17 protein-coding genes are annotated in these 20033 nt (G+C 67.5%); 7 read left to right on the top strand and 10 right to left on the bottom strand.

The features are described 5' to 3' along the window. Positions 1-5: 5 nt before the first annotated feature. Both SB786_RS10135 and SB786_RS10130 read right to left on the bottom strand, forming a co-directional pair. Complete coding sequence (locus SB786_RS10135) at positions 6-437, bottom strand: YciI family protein (RefSeq protein ID WP_410727340.1); 432 nt, start codon at positions 435-437, stop codon at positions 6-8. A 313-nt stretch (positions 438-750) separates the two neighbouring features. Continuing rightward, complete coding sequence (locus SB786_RS10130) at positions 751-2520, bottom strand: ATP-binding protein (protein ID WP_410727339.1); 1770 nt, start codon at positions 2518-2520, stop codon at positions 751-753. Between the two features lie 154 nt (positions 2521-2674). Between SB786_RS10130 and SB786_RS10125 the strand changes: the two genes are divergently transcribed. After that, entirely contained in the window at positions 2675-2905 is a 231-nt protein-coding gene (locus tag SB786_RS10125; RefSeq protein WP_006758879.1) for a hypothetical protein, read from the top strand. Between the two features lie 37 nt (positions 2906-2942). On the opposite strand, the gene SB786_RS10120 is transcribed toward SB786_RS10125, so the two are convergent. From SB786_RS10120 to SB786_RS10110, 3 genes are all read right to left on the bottom strand, one after another. Further along, positions 2943-3647 carry an MBL fold metallo-hydrolase gene (locus SB786_RS10120; RefSeq protein ID WP_410727337.1) on the bottom strand — a complete coding sequence of 235 codons (705 nt, stop codon included), beginning with the start codon at positions 3645-3647 and terminating at the stop codon, positions 2943-2945. A gap of 165 nt (positions 3648-3812) precedes the next feature. Beyond that, complete coding sequence (locus SB786_RS10115) at positions 3813-4583, bottom strand: ABC transporter permease (protein WP_410727336.1); 771 nt, start codon at positions 4581-4583, stop codon at positions 3813-3815. Between the two features lie 5 nt (positions 4584-4588). Then, positions 4589-5533 (bottom strand): ABC transporter ATP-binding protein, encoded by a 945-nt coding sequence (locus tag SB786_RS10110; protein ID WP_410727383.1) that lies wholly within the window; start codon positions 5531-5533, stop codon positions 4589-4591. 863 nt (positions 5534-6396) lie between these two features. Here SB786_RS10110 and SB786_RS10105 point away from each other — a divergent pair. The 5 genes from SB786_RS10105 to SB786_RS10085 all read left to right on the top strand — a co-directional run bounded on the left by SB786_RS10105 (position 6397) and on the right by SB786_RS10085 (position 12213). Continuing rightward, positions 6397-7995, top strand: a complete 1599-nt coding sequence (locus SB786_RS10105) for a DUF2957 domain-containing protein (protein WP_410727335.1) — start codon at positions 6397-6399, stop codon at positions 7993-7995. Positions 7996-8066: 71 nt separating this feature from the next. Further along, the gene (locus SB786_RS10100) at positions 8067-9320 is read left to right on the top strand and encodes a DUF2957 domain-containing protein (protein ID WP_410727334.1); all 1254 of its coding nucleotides are present in this window, start codon (positions 8067-8069) and stop codon (positions 9318-9320) included. A gap of 74 nt (positions 9321-9394) precedes the next feature. After that, entirely contained in the window at positions 9395-10219 is an 825-nt protein-coding gene (locus tag SB786_RS10095; protein ID WP_410727333.1) for an OmpW/AlkL family protein, read from the top strand. Between the two features lie 123 nt (positions 10220-10342). After that, a complete protein-coding gene (locus SB786_RS10090; protein ID WP_006758872.1) occupies positions 10343-10846 on the top strand; it encodes a hypothetical protein in 504 nt (167 codons plus the stop codon). A gap of 248 nt (positions 10847-11094) precedes the next feature. After that, complete coding sequence (locus tag SB786_RS10085) at positions 11095-12213, top strand: hypothetical protein (RefSeq protein WP_410727332.1); 1119 nt, start codon at positions 11095-11097, stop codon at positions 12211-12213. Positions 12214-12294: 81 nt separating this feature from the next. Here SB786_RS10085 and betA read toward each other — a convergent pair whose 3' ends face one another. Genes betA through betI form a run of 3 tightly spaced genes read right to left on the bottom strand, consistent with a single transcriptional unit; the run spans position 12295 to position 16104 of the window. Then, complete coding sequence (gene betA, locus SB786_RS10080; protein ID WP_410727331.1) at positions 12295-13995, bottom strand: choline dehydrogenase; 1701 nt, start codon at positions 13993-13995, stop codon at positions 12295-12297. Between the two features lie 22 nt (positions 13996-14017). Beyond that, entirely contained in the window at positions 14018-15487 is a 1470-nt protein-coding gene (gene betB / locus SB786_RS10075) for a betaine-aldehyde dehydrogenase (RefSeq protein ID WP_410727330.1), read from the bottom strand. Positions 15488-15519: 32 nt separating this feature from the next. Next, positions 15520-16104: a transcriptional regulator BetI gene (gene betI / locus SB786_RS10070; protein WP_410727329.1), complete on the bottom strand. Its 585-nt coding sequence runs from the start codon at positions 16102-16104 to the stop codon at positions 15520-15522. 318 nt (positions 16105-16422) lie between these two features. On the opposite strand from betI, the gene fdhA reads away from it, so the two are divergent. Continuing rightward, positions 16423-17619: a formaldehyde dehydrogenase, glutathione-independent gene (gene fdhA / locus SB786_RS10065; protein ID WP_006755768.1), complete on the top strand. Its 1197-nt coding sequence runs from the start codon at positions 16423-16425 to the stop codon at positions 17617-17619. Positions 17620-17694: 75 nt separating this feature from the next. On the opposite strand, the gene SB786_RS10060 is transcribed toward fdhA, so the two are convergent. Together SB786_RS10060 and SB786_RS10055 are read right to left on the bottom strand one after the other, a co-directional pair. Then, positions 17695-18516 carry an ATP-dependent serine protease gene (locus SB786_RS10060; protein ID WP_410727328.1) on the bottom strand — a complete coding sequence of 274 codons (822 nt, stop codon included), beginning with the start codon at positions 18514-18516 and terminating at the stop codon, positions 17695-17697. 7 nt (positions 18517-18523) lie between these two features. Then, positions 18524-19942, bottom strand: coding sequence for a PLP-dependent aminotransferase family protein (locus SB786_RS10055; protein ID WP_410727327.1), 1419 nt, complete (start codon positions 19940-19942; stop codon positions 18524-18526). Positions 19943-20033: the final 91 nt, after the last annotated feature.

Here is a 20033-nt window from a genome sequence, read left to right as displayed (position 1 = left end):
CCGGCTCACGCGTCGTGCTTGCCGCCCATCTCTGCGCGCAGCCGCGCTTCCTGTTCCTGAAGCTCCGGCGTGAATGCTTCGCCGAAGTCCTCGGGCGAGAAGATCGGGCGGATCTCGATGTCCGACTCGATTGGCATCGGATTCGGGCAGCGCTTGACCCATTCGACGGCTTCTTCCATCGAATTCACCTGCCACAGCCAGTAGCCGGCGATCAGTTCCTTGGTCTCGGCGAACGGGCCGTCGATGACGGTCCGGTCCTTGCCGGAGAAGTGCACGCGCTTGCCGCGCGAACTCGGATGGAGCCCTTCGCCGGCGAGCATCACGCCGGCTTTCACGAGTTCCTCGTTGTACCGGCCCATCGCGGCCAGCAGTTCGGTATCGGGCATCGCGCCCGCTTCGGAAGAGGCCGTTGCCTTGACGATCACCATGACGCGCATTGTCGCTGCTCCTTGAACGGAAAAAGGGGGGAAATCCGCTATCGGCCGGCCGTGGGGGCCGGCAAATCGATCGGTTACGACACTACGACGCGCGACGCTCGCTCGAATCGACATCGCGGACAAAAAATTCCGGTGACCGGTGACCGGTGACCGGTGACCGGTGACCGGTGAGCGCTGATGCGCCGCCGCATATCCGACGTCGTCCGTGCGGCAGGGGTGCCGGAAAGCTCCCGGCTGGATGACCGGCTCCGTGGCCGGCTTCATGGCGGGTTCATGGCCGGCACCGGCGCGCGCATGCCGGCACGTCAGCCGTTCACGCCGCCTTTGCGTGCGCGTCGAGCATGTCGCGGATCCGGGTCGCGAGTTCGTCGCGGCGGTACGGCTTGCCGAGCAGCATGACGCCGGGGTCGAGCCGCCCGGAATGGAAGATCTCGTCGCGCGTATAGCCGGACGTGAACAGCACCGGCAACGGCGGCGTGCGCTGCGTGGCGCGGCGCGCGAGTTCGCCGCCCTTGATGCGGCCCGGCATGATCACGTCGGTAAACAGCAGGTCGATCTGCGTGTCGCAGTCGAGTATCTGCAGCGCGGCTTCGCCGTCGGACGCGGTGAGCACCTTGTAGCCGAGCTGCGCGAGCATGTCGACCACGGTCAGCCGGACCTCCGCGTCGTCCTCGACGACCAGGATGGTTTCGCGGCCGCGCGCGGCGTCGTGCTGCGGCGCGCGGGCAGGCGCTTCGGTGCAGTCATCGTGACAGCGCGGAAACGTGAGCCGCAGGGTGGTGCCCTGGCCCGGCGTGCTTTCGATCGACGTATGGCCGCCGCTTTGCTTGACGAAACCGAACACCATGCTCAGCCCGAGCCCGGTGCCTTCACCGTCCGGCTTGGTCGTGAAGAACGGTTCGAACACGCGCTCGAGCACGTCCGCCGTCATGCCGGCCCCCGTATCGCTGATCTCGAACGTCACGTATTCGCCGGCCGGCAATGGCGAGCGCCGTGCGCCGCCGAACGGCGCGGGATGCGCGTCGTTGTACGCGGCGATCGTCAGCGTGCCGTCGCCGCCCATCGCATCGCGCGCATTGATCGCAAGATTGAGCAGCGCGTTCTCGAGCTGGTGCCGGTCGGCGAGCACGTTGCCGACGTCGGGCGCCAGCGCGGGGACGATCCGCACGGTTTCGCCGAGCGCGCGGCGCAGCATCTCGCTCATCCCGTCGATCAGCTGGTGAGGATTGAGCACCGTCGCCGACAACGGCTGGCGGCGCGCGAAGGCCAGCAGGTGCGACGCCAGTTGCGCGCCGCGCCGCACCGCGTTGTTCGCGCTTTCGATTCGCGGCTGCGCGCTTGCGCGCTCGCCGAGTTCGACGGCCAGAATCTGCAGGTTGCCGCTGATCACCTGCAGCACGTTGTTGAAGTCGTGCGCGATGCCGCCGGTCAGGCTGCCGATCGCTTCCATCTTCTGCGAGTGGCGCAACTGTTCCTCGATCGCCGCGCGCTCGGCGATCGCATCGGCCACGCGTTGCTCGAGCGTTTCGGTCAGGCGGCGCAGCGCATCGTTGGAGGCCTGCAGCGCCGCTTCCGCCTGTTCGCGATGACGCGTGGCGAGCATGCGTTCGGTCGTCTCGATCACGACCGCGAGCACGCCGCCCGGTGCGCCATCGTCGTCGGGCAGCGGGCTGTAATGCAGATCCATCCACACGTCTTCGGGGCACCCGCTGCGCAGCAGCACGAGCGCCTTGTCGCGATACGACAGCGTGCCGCCCGCGAGGCAGGTGTTCATCACGTTGCGGTTGAACTCGGCGACCTCGGGCCAGCCGAGCTCGACCGGCTGGCCGAGCAGATAGGGGTGGCGTCCGCCGGCGAACCCGGCATACGCGTCGTTGTAGATCATGTAGCCGGGCCGGCCCCACAGCATCACCAGCGGCAGCGGCGACGCGAGCACGGTGCGCACGGCCGCGACGAGGCTCGCCGACCAGCCGTCGAGCGGGCCGAGGCCCGTCGACGACCAGTCGAAGGCGACGACGCGCCGCGCCATTTCGCCTTCCCAGCCCGGGCAATCATGATGCTGCGCGAACAATTCGACATGCATGGAAGCGCTCCGTTAATGACACGGCGGCCGCGGCCTGGCGCGGCGAGTCACGTGAGCCGATTCATTCTAGTGCAGATCGATCGCGCGGCGGGGCCCCGGAATCGCCTGTCAAAACTGGTATGCTGACCAGCATCACGTTCATGTGGAGGGCGCCATGGCAACGAAGGAAGTCTCGAAGAAAAAATACCTCAAGATCCTGAACAAACGCCTGCGGGCCGAGCCCGATGCGCCGGCCGGCGCGTCGTTCGTGTTCTTTCCGCTCGGCGCGAAAGCCAGGCATGCGACGGGCGTCGTGTCCGGCGAGCCGCACAGCAAACGTGAACTCGCGGTGATGGCCGCGATCCAGAGCAAGGCGGCCGCCGAATTCGTCGTGACCGGCGCCTGACCGGCCACGGCCGGCCTCGCGCCGCAGCGCGTGCGCGCTACGCCGCCGTGGCCGCCTCGCAGTGGGCGATGACACCGGCGATCACGCGCGGAATGTCATGCGTGATCGCCGGGCCGTGCATCGGCAGGATGATGTCGAGATCGAGCGCCTGGATGCGGCGCAGTGCGCTCGCCAGGTGCGCGAGCGACGGCAGGTAGTCGGAGCGCGTGATCGCATCGAGGATCGCGGGCAAAGGATCGTCGGCGTCCTCCCGGCCGAAGCGCATCAGGATGTCCGACGACAGCAGCGCCTTGTACGCCGGCAGATACACGACGAGCGCATCCCACTGATGCACATGTGTCGTGAAGACCGGCACGACGCCGGTGCCCGACAGCGTCGTCGGCTCCCCATCCTTCAGCGGAATCGCGCGCACGCCGAACACGTCGGCGAGCCCCCATGTACACATCGGATGTCCGTACGCGACGAGCGCCGGATTGGCCGCGAGAAAATCGGGCAGCGCGCCCATTTCGTCGGCCTCGAAGTGCGGGACGATCACGCTGCTGACCATCGACGGCGCGATGCCGACGCCGTCGAGCGCCGCGCTCAGCTGCGTGAAATTGGACCGGGTGCCCGTTTCGACGCACAGCACGTCGCCGTGCGGCGATCGTACGAAGAACTGGCTGAAGCACAGGTTCAGCGTGTCGACGTAGGTCGTGGCGCGAAACAGGCCGTCGCGGACGGCGTCGATTCGGGAGGCGCTCATCGGGTCCTCGCGCAGGGAATGGGGCGGGAGCCGCGCCGCCCGTGCCCCGCGGGTTGCGGTGCGGCAGGCGGCAGCAGTCGATCTTCCGATCCAGTCTAGCAGCGTCGCTCCGGATGCGCGAACCGGGCGATCGCAGCGGCCGTGCCGGGTGCACGGCGCGCTGCGTCAGTTCTTCAGCTTGTAGCCGGTGCGGAACATCCACGCGACGATCGCGAGCAGGATCGCGAGGAACAGCGTGGTCGCCGCGAGGCTGATCCACACGTGCACGTCGGCCAGCCCGTAGAACGACCAGCGGAAGCCGCTGATCAGGTAGACGATCGGGTTGAACAGCGTGACGATGCGCCACGCGGGCGGCAGCATGTCGACCGAATAGAAGCTGCCGCCGAGGAACGTGAGCGGCGTGATGATCAGGAGCGGCACGAGTTGCAGCTTCTCGAAGCTGTCGGCCCAGATGCCGATCACGAAGCCGAACAGGCTGAAGGTGATCGACGTCAGCACGAGGAACAGCACCATCCAGAATGGATGCAGGATGTGCAGCGGCACGAACAGGCCGGCCGTCGCGAGGATGATCACCCCGAGCAGCAGCGACTTCGACGCGGCCGCGCCCACATACGCGATCACGATCTCCCAGTACGACACGGGCGCGGACAATATCTCGTAGATCGTGCCGGTGAAGCGCGGGAAGTAGATGCCGAACGACGCGTTCGAGATGCTCTGCGACAGCAGCGACAGCATCACGAGGCCCGGCACGATGAACGACCCGTAGCCGATCCCGTTCACGTCGCTGATGCGCGAGCCGATCGCCGAACCGAACACGACGAAGTACAGCGACGTCGAGATCACCGGCGCGATGATGCTCTGCATCAGCGTGCGGCGCGTGCGGGCCATTTCGGCGCGATAGATCGCGCGGATGCCGTGGAAATTCCAGTTCGCCATGTGCGTTACGCCCCTTGTGCGCCGTTGCGGCGGTTGTCGATCAGGCTGACGAAAATATCCTCGAGCGAGCTCTGCGTCGTATGCAGGTCGCGAAAGCCGATGCCGGCCGAGCCGAGCGCGTTGATCAGCTTCGCGATGCTCGCGTCGTCGCGGTGCGAGTCGTACGTATAGACGAGCGCGGCGCCGTCGTCCGCGCGTTCGAGTCCGAACGTGGCGAGTTCGGCCGGCACGGCCGCGAGCGGGTGTTCGAGCTGCACGGTCAGCTGCTTCTTCCCGAGCTTGCGCATCAGCTCGCGCTTCTCTTCGACGAGCACGAGCTCGCCGCCGAGGATGATGCCGATCCGGTCGGCCATTTCCTCGGCTTCCTCGATGTAGTGCGTGGTCAGCAGGATCGTCACGCCGCTGTCGCGCAGCGAATCGACGAGCTTCCACATGTCGCGGCGCAGCTCGACGTCGACGCCGGCCGTCGGCTCGTCGAGGAACAGGATGCGCGGCTCGTGCGCGAGCGCCTTCGCGATCATCACGCGGCGCTTCATGCCGCCCGACAGCGTCATCAGCTTGTTGTCGCGCTTGTCCCACAGCGACAACGCCTTCAGCGTCTTCTCGATGTGCGCGGGATCGGGCGCCTTGCCGAACAGGCCGCGGCTGAACGACACGGTCGCCGACACGGTTTCGAACGCGTCGGTCGTCAGCTCCTGCGGCACGAGGCCGATCATTTCGCGCGCCGCGCGATACGCGTCGCGGATGTCGTGGCCGCCGACCGTCACGCGGCCCTGGGTGGGCGTGACGATGCCGCAGATCGAGCCGATCAGCGTGGTCTTGCCCGCGCCGTTCGGGCCGAGCAGCGCGAAGATCTCGCCCGGGCGGATGTCGAGGGTCACGTGCTTCAGCGCCTGGAAGCCGGACGCGTAGGTCTTGGAAAGGTCGGAGACGGAAAGGATCGGTTGCATGCTCACGGATGGCACGGCCGGTCGGTCCGACGCCGCGCGCCGCGCGTGCCCGGCGCCGCCGCTGCGAAGCGGCCGGTGGCGGGGGCGGCATGGCGAACGGGCGTCATGTCGAACGGCGTTGTGGTGCGGGATCGCAGGACCGCCATATTAGCAATCGGAAGATGGAAATGCATTTCGACGGAAACGACGTGCGATGCCGGTGCGGGATTTGCGGGGATTACACGTACCCCACTCAATAAAACGATGATTTATTTGAATCAGGCGAACAATGCGCGTCGTTTTCGCTTGACCGGTGCGCGAGCCGCCCCCGTCGTTCCCGTGCGCGTTATACCGGGCGGATATTTGTCTGAGCAAATAAATTGAAGGTTGTTTGAAAAACTGTCAAGCACCTTGAACCGACTAGGATCGGGCGGTTCGGGCACGTTTGGAACTCTGCATCCATTTACTTGAGCGGATCGTCCGCTCATAGTCTCGACCAACGACGCATCACGATAACGAATCAAGCGTACGTATGGAGACCAATACATGAGACGCCTATCCGAGGGCCCGGCCGGACTGCCATGTCCGCGCTTTTCGCTGGATGCGGGCACGACGCGAGTCGCGTGCCCGCGTCATCGCATCGCGTTGCCGCTGTAGCGACGCACCACATTCCGTTTCGATTGTCCCGCTGGCGCCGTGCCGCATGACGGCGCCGCCGGACAGCGCTTGCCTGCCGCGGCGGTCCCGATCGCATCTGCCGATCCGGCCGCGCGGCGCGCATCGCGCGCATCGTCATGCGCCGCGCACGCTCGCGGCGCAATACCAACCGGCGGGCCACGCAGTCCGTCCGCACGAGACCTGTCGTATCTGAAAAGGAGGGGTTGATGTTTTGTATTCCTGAATGGCGGAAGGCGATCCTGTCGTGCGCCGTGCTGGCGCTGCCGTTCGTCGCGGGTTGCGGCGGCGGCGACGATCCGGGCCCGATCAACGTGCCGCAGTGCTCGGGCAGCGCATGCGGGCCGAGCGGCGCCGAAACGACGCCGCCCGTCGTGACGAAACTGTGTCCGGATTCGCTCGACTACACGACGACCTACACCGGCGGCGCCGGCAGCGGCGAATACGTGAAGGTGAAGTTCGACACGGCGAGGCTCACCTATCAGATGCAGTTCATCGAATCGTCGGTGCCGACGTCGGCGGGGCAGGTCAACGACACGCGCGCGGGCCTGACGATCAACGGCGCCTTCCATCATCCGACCAACCTGCCGACGGCCGAGCAGAACCGCTGCGCGTTCGTGCTCGACAGCGGCGCGACGAGCGACGGCGCGTATTCGGTGACGATCAAGCGCACCGATCCGCCGATGCTGTTCGTCGGGAACGGGGTGGTCGGCGGCGGGATTCCGGGCGCGACGATTCAATTCGACGGCATTCCGCTCGCGCCGGGTCTCTATATCGGCACCGTGCCGTCGCGCACGTTCGATTTCTATCCGTTCATCGGCTTTACCGACACCGAGACGGATTTCACCAAGGTGGCCGGCGTGTACAACGAGGTCGGCGTTCATCTGTCGCCGACCGGCAGCAGCTATCAGACCGCCACCCCGCAGGGCTGGCAGCCGGATGTCGTGAACTGGAACCAGACGCTCGGCGCGGACGGCACGTGCACGATCACGCCGGGCAGCGACTACTCGTGCCAGACGACCGGTACGCCGTGGACGCTGCGCAAGAACGCGGACGGCAGTGCCGACAACGTGTTCGTCAGCAGCGCGCAACCGGGCATGCCGTATCCGTCGGCCGGCCAGGAGCAGCCGCTCGTGCTGCTGTCGCCGACCGAGGCGCATGGCGTGATGATCGTCGGCAAGCTGAACGGCGCGCTGATCCCGATCGTGATTCGCGTCGGCTACTCGCACGCCGATTCGACCAACCTGCTGGCGTCGGTCGCCGACGCGGAAGTCGGCATCTCGATGCTGTCGCCCGCGCAGTCCGTCGCGACGAATGTGCTGAAGGGCGGGTTCATCGGGGCGACGAGCGCGTCCGCGTGCGGGGTCGTGACGTCCAACGGCGTGTATGGCGCACCGGGAACGTCGGGGCCGAGCTTCGACAGCCTCATGCCGCATCCGGACCTGCCCGGCACGTTCAACGGCACGTTCTTCATGCCCGAGGCCGGCAACTGCACGGACGGCACGGCCGTGTCGACGCTCGCCGCCAACTACACGTCCACGCTGTTTCAGGGCAATACCGCGGCATTCATCGACCCGCAGACGTCGGCCGTGAGTTCGCAGTTCGCGCTCGACTACACGCAGGCCACGCCCGGCAAGATCAAGGTCACGGCCTCGCAGGACTTCAACGCGAAGGGTGCGAACGGCAACGTGGCAATCTTCAGCAAGGGCGACACGGGCTGGCTGGTGACGGCCGGGAACGTCTACGCGATGGTCGTCAACAACAACAGGATCAACCCGTTCTTCACGGTCGGCGCGTTCGTCCAGTAACGGCGTACCGAACATGAAACACCGGCGGCGCAAGCGTCGCCGCCGGCGAATCGAAATTCGAGAGGATTCCTATGAATGTGAAGCATTGGATGGCCGCGGCGTCGCTCGCGCCCGTGCTGGCCGCCTGCGGCGGCGACGGCGACCCGCCGCCCGCGCCGGCGGTCAGGCTGTGCCCGCAGTCCATCGACTACAACACGGTGTTCATCGGCGGGTCCGGTTCGGGCGAACTCGTGAAGGTGCAGCTCGATACCACGAAGATGACGTACCGGTTGACTTACCTCGCGTCGCCCGTGCCGACCACCACCGGCACCGTGCAGCCGACGCGCGACACGGCGCCGGCCAACGTCGTCGACGGCACGCTGGCCGACGAGACCGGCCTGCCGACCGTGAAGCTGAACCAGTGCACGTTCCGGATGCAGAACGCGAGCCTCGACCCGAGCCGGCCGGCACGCCTGTTCCTCGGCGAAGGCGTGCTGGGCGGCGCGATTCCCGGCGCGACGATCCAGTTCGACGGCGTGATCGGCGTCGGCAGGATTCCGAAAACAACCTTTCCGTACTACCCGTTCATCAGCTTCTCGTCGCTCGAGACCGATCTGTCGAAGATCGCCGGCACGTACAACCAGCTCGGCTATCACCAGGTGCCGTCGCAGAACTTCCAGCCGGTGGCGCTCGACCAGCACGTGACGATCAACGCGGACGGCAGCTACGTCGAAACGGACAACTTCGGCAAGAAGAACGGCGGGCAGCCGCTCGCGTCGAGCGCGACCGTGAACCAGCCGTTCACGCTGCGCCCCGATGCGCCGGCATTCCAGTCGCTGAACTACCAGCCGCAGGTGCCGCCGACGCTCGCCGCGCTCGATCCGGCGAAGGCCGGCAAGGGGATCCTGATCGTCGGCAAGCTGCGCAACCAGCTCGTGCCGGTCTTCATCCGCACCGGCGCCGCCAACGCGGACCTCACGCAGGGCCCGCCGAGCGCGGACGACGAATCGGGCATCTCGTTCCTGGGCCCGCAGGCGGCAGTCGCGCAGGGCTCGCAGAACGGCGAGTACACGGGCGTCGACAGCGCGTTCAACTACCGCGCGACCGCGCTCGTCGGCGCGCAGGCGACGCTGCTCGATCCGTTCAACGCGTCGCAGGCGGCGCTCACACGCGCGCTGAACCTCGACTACACGCAGAAGGTGCCGGGCGTCGTGACGACCGTGCATGCGGACGCGGCGTCGGGGCCGGCGACCGGCAAGTTCGTGTTCACCGGCGGCGTGTTCGGGTTCCTCGACATGGCCGATACGAGCAATCCGTACTTCACGGTCGGCGCGTTCGTGCAGTGACCATGCGCGGAGGCAGACACGGCGGCGCCGCGCGCGGATGCGCGGCGCCCGCACAGAATGAGGGGAGAGGTTTCATGAAGAAGCTGATTGTCGCGGGTGTCGTCGCAGGCGTGTCGACGCTCGCATCGGCCCAGCAGGCGGGCGACAACGTCGCGACGCTGGGCTGGCTGCACATCATGCCGCAGGATTCGACCAACGGGCTGACGACGAATCTCGCGACCATGCCGATCAACGGGCCGCTGCGGCTGCCCGGTTCGTTCACGTCGCCGGGCACGAGCCTGACGGTCAACAACGCCGATACGGTCGGCCTCACGCTCACGCACTTCTTCACCGACCACATCGCGGTGACGTCGGTGCTGGGCGTGCCGCCCGAGTTCACGCTGACCGGGCACGGCGTGATCCGGCCGCCGGGGCCGGCCGGCGCGCTCGGCTCCGTCGACATGGACAAGACGTCGAACCAGCCGGCCGTGAAGAATGCGCGGCAGTGGAGCCCGACGATCATTCTGCAGTACTACTTCAATGCACCGACCGCGAAGTTCCGTCCGTTCGTCGGGATCGGCGTGGCCTACAGCTGGTTCAGCAACATCGAACTGAACGGCAACTTCGCGAAGGACATCAACGAGAACCTCGGCAGCGTGCTCGCGGCCGGCGCCGGCAAGCCGGGGCCGACGTCGGTGGAGGGCAAGGCGTCGTCGTCGTTCACGCCGGTCTACAACGTCGGCGCGAGCTATGCGATCGACAAGCACTGGGGGCTCACGGCGACGCTGACCTACATGCCGCTGAAGACCTACTCGTCGCTCGTGATCAAGGCGGCCGACGGATCGACGCTCGCGACCACGCGCACGCGGCTGAAGGCCGATCCGCTGATCACCTTCGTCGGCATTTCCTACAAGTTCTGAGCCGTGCGGCACGCGGCACGCGTGCCGGCGGCTTCCTGCGGCCGAGCGGCCGGAGCGATCCGGCCGGGACGTCGCGTTCCTGGCGGCATGCCGCCATTTGTGAAGAGAGAGGGGGCAGTTCAAATGAGCATTCGCAAAATCGTATCGCTTGTTGCTGCAGTGGCATTCACCGCGGTTTCGGCCGCGCCTGCTTTCGCCGTCACCGTTTCGCGCGCCGACGGTCAGGCAATGAACCCCAACGGAGAGCCATTCTCCGCGACGGGCCTCACGGCCCTGGCCAAGGGGTCGATCAACGCGACTTGCAACGCGACGTTCAACGGCACGATCTCGTCGACGGGCATCGTCAACATCACGTCGACGACGTTCACGGGCGGCGCGACGTGCGGCCTGATCAGCGGCAGCGCGACCAGCGCATCGCCGTGGACCGGGCAGGCCGACAGTACGACGCAGCTGTCGATCAACAACGTGAAGGTGAACGTCACGCTGCTCGGCACGTGCGGGCCGAGCAAGGTCGTGACGACGTGGAGCGATCCGAACTCGTCGCTGACGTTCAACAATGCCGTGCTGACACCGAACTGTACGGTCGGCGGCACGGTCGTCACGTCGCCGAAGTTCCACGTGCAGTAAGCGTCGCGTGATCGAGGCCGGGCGCCCGCCATCGACGAGGGCCGTGCAAGGATGCGCGGCGGGCGTTCCGGTTTCGAGCTGCGTTCGTGTCGTCGTGCGTATCGGCGCGGCGACCGGCTGGCCGCCTGCGTCGCGATCCGACGTGGGCGGCCATATCAGGGGCCGGTGCGGCGCACCGTGCCGCCTGCTTCGACCGAACCCGAAACAACACAACCATTCCGATTCGCCAGAACCATTCCGGACTCCCCATGCTCACCGACCCAGCGAAGTATGGCGATGCCCGCGGTGCGACGCCTGACCGGCTGCGCACGGCCGCGTGGCTGCAGTACCTGATCGAACATCTGTCCGAAGCGGCTTGCGTGGCAGCGGCCGACGGCGCAACGGACGTGCCGTCATCGTCGCGCGCGGCACGCGCGCGAGCGGGCTTGAACCTGTCGCACGAAGCGATCGCCGCCCTGCATGCGCTCGCGCCGTGGATTGCAACGGACGGCGGCGGTTGCGCATGCGATGCGAGCGATCCGCCCGACGCATGCACGCACGTGCCCGACGCGCGGCAGCTTGCGCACGCGGAGCGATGCTGCCCGGGATCGCGCGCGGTATTCGAAGCCGCGCATGGCTTCGTCGATGCGTGGACCTTCGACGATCCCGACGACGGCTGGGCCGCGCTCGAGCGGATTGCCCGCGGTGTCGAGCGACGCAGCGACGATGCCGACGAGCATGACGCACGAGCCCGACCCGCGAACGGCGAAGCGCCGCGCACGAAGAACCTGAGAGAACGGCACGCGGCCGTCGCGGCGGCATGCGTGGAGGCGTCGGCCCGGCCGGGGGACGTCATCGATGCGATCGTGCTGCGCGTGTGCGGGCCGCGCGACGATGCCGCGCGCATCGACGAGATGGCCGCGCTCGCGATGTTCTGCGCGGAGCTGGCCGCCGGCAAAGGGATTTCCTTTGCCGCATACGGCGGTCAGCACAATCTCGTCGCGCGCGCGATTCGCGAACGCCGCACCGATCTTGCGTCGGTGGACGGTCTGCTCGCGGCGGTGTCCGCGTGCCGGCTCGACCGGCTCGTCGGCGCGGGCAGCTTCTGGGCGTATTACCTGCTGGCGGGCATCGTGATCGCGGCGCCGGACACGGTGCGCGAATTCGCGCGCCGCTTCCACGGCGACGCGTGGCAGGCGTGGCTCGACGAAACGCTGGCGTGGCCGGCGGTCGGCCGCTTCGGGCGGAAGGAGGAGGTCGCGTTCGAGCATTTGCGCGGCGCGATGAGCCTGACGTCGCGAGCGAATCCGATCGTGCGCGCGAAACGCGTGCGGCCGAGGAGGGCGGCCATCACGCGGTTCAGGACGGGCGCCGGGCGCGCCCAATGAAAAACGGCTCGCGGCGAGAACGCCGCGAGCCGTGCATGTTGCTGCCGCCACCGCCGTGCGCGGGGCGGGGCGCTGGTGCGATTACACAGTGTCCGGCTGCCGCACCGCCTTCGCGACATTGCGCGCCATCGCCCCGTTCGCGACGAAGTAAGGGACGTCGACACGCGCAAGCGGCTGGCGGCCACGGATCTTGTCCGCGATCTTCTCCGCGATCATGATCGTCGGCGCGTTCAGGTTGCCGGTCGTGATGATCGGCATGATCGACGCATCGACGACGCGCAGCCCTTCCAGCCCGTGCACGCGACCTTCTTCGTCGACCACGGCCATGTCGTCGTAGCCCATCTTGCACGAGCACGACGGATGGAACGCGGTTTCCGCACGGGCCCGCACGAACGTGTCGAGCTCCTTGTCGGTCTTGCAGTCGGCGCCAGGGTTCAGCTCGCGGCCGCGATAACGGTCGAGCGCGGGCTGCCGCATGATCTCGCGCGTCGCGCGGATCGCATCGCGGAACTCGCGCCAGTCGAGCGCTTCGGCCATGTAGTTGAACAGGATGCTCGGGTGCGCGTTCGGATCGCGCGAGCGCAGCTTCACGCGGCCGCGGCTCGGCGAACGCATCGACCCGACGTGCGCCTGGAAGCCGTGCATCTCGATTGCGTTCGAGCCGTTGTAGTTGATCGCAACGGGCAGGAAGTGATACTGGATGTTCGGCCACGGATCGTCGTCGCGCGTGCGAATGAAGCCGCCCGCCTCGAAGTGGTTGGTCGCGCCGAGGCCCGTGCCGTTCAGCATCCATTCGAGGCCGATCTTCGGCTGGTTCCACCACTTGAGCGCCGGATACAGCGACACCGGCTCCTTGCACTCGTACTGGATGTACATCTCCAGGTGATCCTGCAGGTTCTGGCCGACGCCGGGCAGGTCGAGCACGATCGGGATGTCGAGTTCCTTCAGCCACGCGCCGGGGCCGACGCCCGAGCGCTGCAGCAGCTGCGGCGATGCGATCGCGCCGCTGCACACGAGTACCTCGCGGCGCGCATGCGCGCTCGCGCGTTCGCTGCCGCGCAGGTACGTGACGCCCGACGCGCGTTTGCCGTCGAACAGGATGCGGTCGGCGAGCGCGTGCGTGACGATCTCGAGGTTCGGCCGCGCCTTCGCCTGGTCGAGGTAGCCGCGCGCGGTGCTCGCGCGGCGGCCCTTCGGCGTGACGGTGCGGTCCATCGGACCGAAGCCTTCCTGCTGATAGCCGTTCAGGTCATCGGTGCGCGGATAGCCGGCCTGCACGCCCGCATCGATCATCGCCTCGAACAGCGGGTTCACGCCCGGCTTGCTGGTCGTGACCGACACGGGGCCGCTGCCGCCGTGATAGTCGTTCGGGCCGACGTCGCGCGTCTCGGCTTTCTTGAAGTACGGCAGGCAGTCGAGATATGTCCAGTTCTCGAGCCCCTTGTGCGTCGACCAGTTGTCGTAGTCGAGCGCGTTGCCGCGGATGTAGCACATCCCGTTGATCAGCGACGAGCCGCCGAGCCCCTTGCCGCGGCCGCATTCCATCCGGCGGTTGTCCATGTGCGGCTCGGGATCGGTCTCGTAGGCCCAGTTGTAGCGACGGCCCTGCAGCGGATAGGCGAGCGCCGCCGGCATCTGCGTGCGGAAGTCGAAGCGGTAGTCGGGGCCGCCTGCTTCGAGCAGGAGCACCGTGACGTTCGGATCTTCCGTCAGGCGCGTCGCGAGCACGTTGCCCGCGGAACCGGCGCCGCAGATGATGTAGTCGTATTCGCGTGTCGTCATGACGGGGTATCTCCTATCGTTCTCAAAACACCGGGTTGTAGCGACCGAGCTCGACCTGTACCGACTTGATTCGAGTGTAGTGTTCGAGCGTCGTGATGCCGTTCTCGCGTCCGACACCGGATTGCTTGTATCCGCCAACCGGCATCTCGGCCGGCGATTCGCCCCACGTGTTGATCCAGCAGATGCCGGCTTCGAGGCGATGGATCGTGCGGTGCGCGCGCGACAGGTTCTCGGTCACGACGCCGGCCGCGAGGCCGTAGTGCGTGTCGTTCGCGCGGGCGATCACTTCGTCCTCCGATGCGAAATCGAGGATGCTCATCACCGGCCCGAAAATTTCCTCGCGCACGATCTTCATGTCGTCGCGGCAGTCGCCGAACACGGTCGGCGCGACGTACTGGCCGCTGCCGAAGTGGCCGTCGGTCAGACGCGTGCCGCCCGCGAGCAGCTTCGCGCCCTCGGCCTTGCCGCTGTCGATGAAGCCGAGCACCTTGTCGAGCTGCGCGGCCGACACGAGCGGGCCGAAGTTGGTGTCGGCATCGGTCGGCTTGCCGACGCGGATGCGCTTCACGCGTTCGAGCACGCGCTGCGTGAACGCGTCCTTGACCGAGCGGTGCACGAACACGCGCGTGCCGTTGGTGCAGACCTGGCCCGAGCTGAAGAAGTTGGCGGTCACCGCGATGTCGGCCGCGCGGTCGAGATCGGCATCCTCGAACACGATCAGCGGCGACTTGCCGCCGAGCTCCATCGTCACTTCCTTCAGCGACGACGCGCCGGCCAGCGACATCACCTTCTTGCCGGTCTCGACGCCGCCGGTGAACGACACCTTCGCGATGTCCGGATGACCGGTGAGCAGCGCGCCGACCGAGCCGTCGCCCTGCACGACGTTGAACACGCCGGCCGGCACGCCGGCTTCGGTATAGATTTCGGCGAGCTTCAGCGCGGTGAGCGGCGTGACCTCGCTCGGCTTGAACACCATCGCGTTGCCGGCCGCGAGCGCGGGCGCCGTCTTCCAGCATGCGATCTGGATCGGATAGTTCCATGCGCCGATGCCCGCGCACACGCCGAGCGGCTCGCGGCGCGTATAGACGAACGACTCGGCGCGCAGCGGCACCTGCAGCCCTTCGATCGCGGTCGCGAGGCCCGCGTAGTACTCGATCACGTCCGCGCCGGTGACGATGTCGACCGCGAGCGTCTCGCCGATCGGCTTGCCGGTGTCGCGCGTCTCGATGGCCGCGAGTTCGTCGTTGCGTTCGCGCAGCAGGTCGACCGCGCGGCGCAGGATTCGCGAGCGCTGCATCGCGGTCATCGCGGCCCATTCGCGCTGGCCTTCCCGGGCCGAGGCGACCGCACGGTCGACGTCGGCCGCGCTCGCCTGCTGAACCTGCGCGAGCAGTTCGCCGGTGGCGGGATCGAAGGTGTCGAAAGTCTTGCCGCTGGTGGCGTCGACGTAACCGCCGCCGATGTAGAGGCGCTGCAAACCGTATACGGACATGAGGATCTCCTTGAGGGCGACTGCGTGACGCGTCAGTCGGACGCGAGCAGCAGGTCGATGTAATCGTGGGCGAGCTTCGATGCAGCCCGGGTGTCGATCGGGCCGCCGGCGAGGGCGCCGCGCAGCCACAGGCCGTCGATCAGCGCGGCGAGGCCGCTGGCGGCTTGCCGTGCTTTCGCGCGCGGCAGCGCCTTCGCGAATTCCGCGCACAGGTTCGAATGGAGGCGCCGCGTGTTGACGTGCTGCAGGCGCTTGAGCATCGCGTCGTGCATGCTCTGCGACCAGAACGCGAGCCAGGTCTTCATCACGGGCGCGCTGACCTGCGTGTCGTCGAAGTTCGCGGCGACGATCGCGCGCAGCCGCGAACGCGGGTCCTTGCGCGCGGCGACGCGACGTTGCGTGGTGGCCGCCCACAGATCGCGCAGTACGTGCCGCATCGTGGCTTCGAGCAGGCCGTCCTTGTCGCCGAAGTAGTGGCTGACGATGCCCGTCGAGATGTTCGCGCGCTGCGCGACCGATGCGAGCGTCGTGCCGGGCAGGCCGGCTTCGTCGATCGAGCGCAGCGTGGCGTCGATCAACTGTGCGCGGCGAATCTCCCGCATTCCGACTTTCGGCATCGCGCACTCCTTTCGCCCGCACGGGCCCGTTCGTGGAAGTCGAAAGCTTAGCTGTTTTTTATTGATCGTTCAATCAATAAAAAAGTAGGGGCCGACGACCGCGCCCCCGCGTTCCGCGTCGTCCACGGTACTGCCTTGCGGCCGGTTTCCGACCCGACTTTCGCGTTTGCGCCATCGATGTCGGCACCGATCAAACGCATGTCGGGTTTGAGACATCGGCGCCCCCGCCTCCGGGACTACTCTCGAACAGCACGTTGCGCGTGCGCCGCACAGGCCGGCGCGCCGCCGCGTCATCCAACGAGACATGGAGACAATACGATGAGCAGCAATCGAGGTGTCGTCTATCTTGGCCCGGGCAAGGTCGAAGTACAGAAGATCGATTATCCGAAAATGGTCGATCCGACCGGCCGCGCGATCGGCCACGGGGTCATCCTGAAAGTGGTGAGCACGAACATCTGCGGTTCCGACCAGCACATGGTGCGCGGCCGCACGACCGCGCCGGTCGGCCTCGTGCTCGGTCACGAGATCACGGGCGAAGTGGTCGAGGTGGGCCGCGACGTCGAGACGCTGAAGCTCGGCGATCTCGTGTCGGTGCCGTTCAACGTCGCCTGCGGCCGCTGCGCGATGTGCAAGGACACGCATACGGGCGTGTGCCTGAACGTGAACCCGTCGCGTGCCGGCGGCGCATACGGCTACGTCGACATGGGCGGCTGGATCGGCGGCCAGGCCGAGTACGTGCTCGTGCCGTACGCGGACTTCAACCTGCTGAAATTCCCGGACCGCGATCAGGCGATGGCGAAGATTCGCGACCTGACCTGCCTGTCCGACATTCTGCCGACCGGTTATCACGGCGCGGTGAGCGCGGGCGTGAAGCCGGGCTCGACGGTCTATATCGCGGGCGCGGGCCCGGTCGGGATGGCGGCGGCCGCGTCGGCGCGGCTGCTGGGCGCGGCGGTGACCATCGTCGGCGACATGAACGAGGAACGCCTCGCGCACGCGCGGGCGATGGGCTTCGAGACGGTCGACCTGTCGAAAGACGCGTCGCTCGGCGAGCAGATCGAGCAGATCCTCGGCGTGCCGGAAATCGACTGCGCGGTCGACTGCGTCGGCTTCGAGGCGCACGGCCACGGTTCGTCGGGCCATTCCGAGGAAGCGCCCGCGACGGTGCTGAACTCGCTGATGGAAATCACGCGTCCGGCCGGCGCGATCGGTATCCCCGGCCTGTACGTGACGGACGATCCGGGTGCGAAGGACAAGGCCGCGCAGCACGGCAGCCTGAGCATCCGCTTCGGCCTCGGCTGGGCGAAGTCGCACTCGTTCTTCACGGGCCAGACGCCGGTGCTGAAGTACAACCGCAACCTGATGCAGGCGATCCTGTTCGACCGTCTGCCGATCGCGAAGATCGTCAACGTCGAGGTGATCTCGCTCGACCAGGCGCCGGAAGGCTACAAGAAATTCGACGGCGGCGCGCCGCGCAAATTCGTGATCGATCCGCACGGCTTGCTGGCGGCCTGACGCACGAACCAACGGCATGAAGCGGGCGGCACCGGAGACGGTGCCGCCCGTTGTCGCTGTGGGCGCGCGATGCGCTCAGTGTCCGCGATAGACCCCGGCCATTTCGGCCTCGGTCGCCGCGGCGCGGTGCCCGTGGCGTGTATGCACACTCACGCGACGGACCCCATGCGTGCGCCGGGCCGGGACGCCGCCTTTCCAGTCGGCGACGCGGATGCCGTTGCGCGCGTGCTGCGGCTCGCGAACCGGTGGCGCGTGCCGCGCGAGCGTCGTGGTCGCGCGTGCGGTGGAGCGCGCGTTTGCGCGCCGGCTCGTATCGGCGACGCGCGGCGGGTCGGCCGCGATCTGCGTGTCGTCGGCCGTGACCGGCGTCTCGTGTACGGCGACCGGCTTATCGTCTGCCCGATGAAACGCATAGACGGGCACGGGCACGACCGGCAACGTCGGCGCATCGGCGCCGTGCACGCCGGCGTCGATCGTCGCCGCACCCGGCGCAGCCGGGCCGCGACAGACGGGATCCGCTCGGCACGTCCGGTCGAACGTCACATAGCCGCCGACCATCAGCACGACGGTCAGGATGCTCAGCAGCGGCGCGCTGGACGCGCGCGGCCGCCGGATCGCGGCGCTGCGCACCGCGGCCGCGACGCGCGACGACCATGCCGGCACAGGCTGCCGCGTGTCGTGCGGGGGCGCGGCATGCGCATCGCCGCGCCGGTCGCGCAGCGGCGTGAACGGCCAGTCCCCCACGCCGCAGACGGGGCACTGCTCGCTGGCGCGAAACGCCAGGAAGCCGCATTGACGGCAGCGTTGGCTGACGGCACCGTGCGGCTCGGCACGCAGGTTCAGTGCGCCGCGCAGCGTGTCGCGGGTACGCACTTTCCGGTTGAGCAGGACTTGCATGGTGTTGCTACCTCGTCTGTCGTTGCCGCCCGGCGAGCGTCCCGATGGTCCGCATCGCGTCTTCGACGGCAGGGGTCCAGGGTCGGCCATAGTTCAGCCGGACATAACGGTGAAATGCGCCCGTCACGGAAAAGATCGGCCCGGGCGCGAGGCTGACGCCGTTGTCCATCGCGTCGTCGAACAACTGCATCGCGTCCACGTGCGGCGGCAATTCGATCCACAGGAAATAGCCGCCGCGCGGTGCGTACACCTCCGTGTCGGGCGGAAAGTACGCGCGAACGGCGGCCAGCATCTGCGCCTGGTGCGCGGCCAGGTTGCGCCTGAGCCGGCGCAGGAAGCGGTCGTACGCGCCGTTGCGCAGGTAGCTCGATACGGCCATCTGCGCCGGTACGTCGGCGGCCGGCGCGCTCGCGTTCTTCACGTGCCTGATCTGTTCCACGTAGCGTCCGGCCGCGACCCAGCCGACCCGGAACCCGGGAGCGAGGCACTTCGAGAACGATCCGCAATGCAGCACCAGCCCGCTGTCGTCGTACAGTTTTGCGGGGCGCGTGGGCACCGGCCCGAAATGCAGTTCGCCGAACACGTCGTCCTCGATCAGCGGCACCCCATGCGACGCGAGCAGGTCGATCAGTGCGTGCTTGCGCTCGTCGGACAGCGTCGCGCCGGTCGGGTTGTGGAACGAGGTCATGAACCAGCATGCGCGCACCGGATGCGTGTCCAGCGCATCGGCGAGTGCGTCGAGATCGAGGCCGGTGCGCGGGTCGACCGGGATTTCGACCGTCTTCAGATGCAGCCGCTGCACGGCCTGCAACACGGCGGGGAAGGCCGGGCGTTCGATCGCGACGATGTCGCCGGGGCGCGTGAGCGCCTGCAGGCTCAGCGTCAGCGCTTCGGCCGCGCCGGTCGTGATGACGATCTCGTCCATCGGCAATGAGGCGCCCGCGTTCAGATAGCGCATCGCGATCTGGCGACGCAGCGCTTCGTGGCCGGGCGGCAGTCCCGCCAGCAGTTTCGCGCGGTCCATGTTGCGGGCCGCCGTCGCCGCGTAGCGCCACAGGCTGCTCATCGGAAACAGCGAATAGCTCGCGAATGTCGAACCGAGCGGCACGATGTCGTCGCGCTTGAGCGAGTCGATCAACCGGAACAGCGTGTCGCCGCCGGTCGGCGACGTGCCCGGCTTGCGTGGCGTGTCCTGGCTGGTACGCAGACGCTTGTCGTCGAGATTCGCAACGAAATAGCCGGAACGCGCGCGCGCGACGATCAGGCCCTCGCTTTCGAGCGTGTAGTACGCGCGAAACACGGTGGAAGGACTTACACGATAGGCGCGGCACGCCGAGCGCACGGTCGGGATGCGGGCGCCGGCCGCGAGGTCGCCACGCCTGATCGAGTCCGCAATCGTCTGCGCGAGCGCCGCATATCGCTTCATGCCCGCCCTCCGGCCGACCGCGGCCGTCGATGAAAAAAGAGTAGCACGCCATCCGTCGCGTTCAATCCCGCCCCCAATCGCTGATCCGCAT

Origin of the sequence: Burkholderia sp. SIMBA_062 (assembly GCF_046534765.1) — a bacterium.
GTDB classification, from domain to species: domain Bacteria; phylum Pseudomonadota; class Gammaproteobacteria; order Burkholderiales; family Burkholderiaceae; genus Burkholderia; species Burkholderia ambifaria.
The sequence above is the reverse complement of the archived record's forward strand: the minus strand, read 5'-3'. Positions and strand labels throughout refer to the sequence as shown.

Bases quoted from the DNA above. Each gene is read 5' to 3' on its own strand.
- SB786_RS10055 (WP_410727327.1), bottom strand. From the start codon at position 19,942: ATGAAGCGATATGCGGCGCTCGCGCAGACGATTGCGGACTCGATCAGG.
- betA (WP_410727331.1), bottom strand. From the start codon at position 13,995: ATGACGACACGCGAATACGACTACATCATCTGCGGCGCCGGTTCCGCG.
- SB786_RS10135 (WP_410727340.1), bottom strand. From the start codon at position 437: ATGCGCGTCATGGTGATCGTCAAGGCAACGGCCTCTTCCGAAGCGGGC.
- SB786_RS10120 (WP_410727337.1), bottom strand. From the start codon at position 3,647: ATGAGCGCCTCCCGAATCGACGCCGTCCGCGACGGCCTGTTTCGCGCC.
- betI (WP_410727329.1), bottom strand. From the start codon at position 16,104: ATGCCGAAAGTCGGAATGCGGGAGATTCGCCGCGCACAGTTGATCGAC.
- SB786_RS10115 (WP_410727336.1), bottom strand. From the start codon at position 4,583: ATGGCGAACTGGAATTTCCACGGCATCCGCGCGATCTATCGCGCCGAA.
- SB786_RS10105 (WP_410727335.1), top strand. From the start codon at position 6,397: ATGTTTTGTATTCCTGAATGGCGGAAGGCGATCCTGTCGTGCGCCGTG.
- SB786_RS10110 (WP_410727383.1), bottom strand. From the start codon at position 5,533: ATGCAACCGATCCTTTCCGTCTCCGACCTTTCCAAGACCTACGCGTCC.
- SB786_RS10090 (WP_006758872.1), top strand. From the start codon at position 10,343: ATGAGCATTCGCAAAATCGTATCGCTTGTTGCTGCAGTGGCATTCACC.
- SB786_RS10100 (WP_410727334.1), top strand. From the start codon at position 8,067: ATGAATGTGAAGCATTGGATGGCCGCGGCGTCGCTCGCGCCCGTGCTG.
- SB786_RS10125 (WP_006758879.1), top strand. From the start codon at position 2,675: ATGGCAACGAAGGAAGTCTCGAAGAAAAAATACCTCAAGATCCTGAAC.
- SB786_RS10085 (WP_410727332.1), top strand. From the start codon at position 11,095: ATGCTCACCGACCCAGCGAAGTATGGCGATGCCCGCGGTGCGACGCCT.
- SB786_RS10130 (WP_410727339.1), bottom strand. From the start codon at position 2,520: ATGCATGTCGAATTGTTCGCGCAGCATCATGATTGCCCGGGCTGGGAA.
- betB (WP_410727330.1), bottom strand. From the start codon at position 15,487: ATGTCCGTATACGGTTTGCAGCGCCTCTACATCGGCGGCGGTTACGTC.
- fdhA (WP_006755768.1), top strand. From the start codon at position 16,423: ATGAGCAGCAATCGAGGTGTCGTCTATCTTGGCCCGGGCAAGGTCGAA.
- SB786_RS10060 (WP_410727328.1), bottom strand. From the start codon at position 18,516: ATGCAAGTCCTGCTCAACCGGAAAGTGCGTACCCGCGACACGCTGCGC.
- SB786_RS10095 (WP_410727333.1), top strand. From the start codon at position 9,395: ATGAAGAAGCTGATTGTCGCGGGTGTCGTCGCAGGCGTGTCGACGCTC.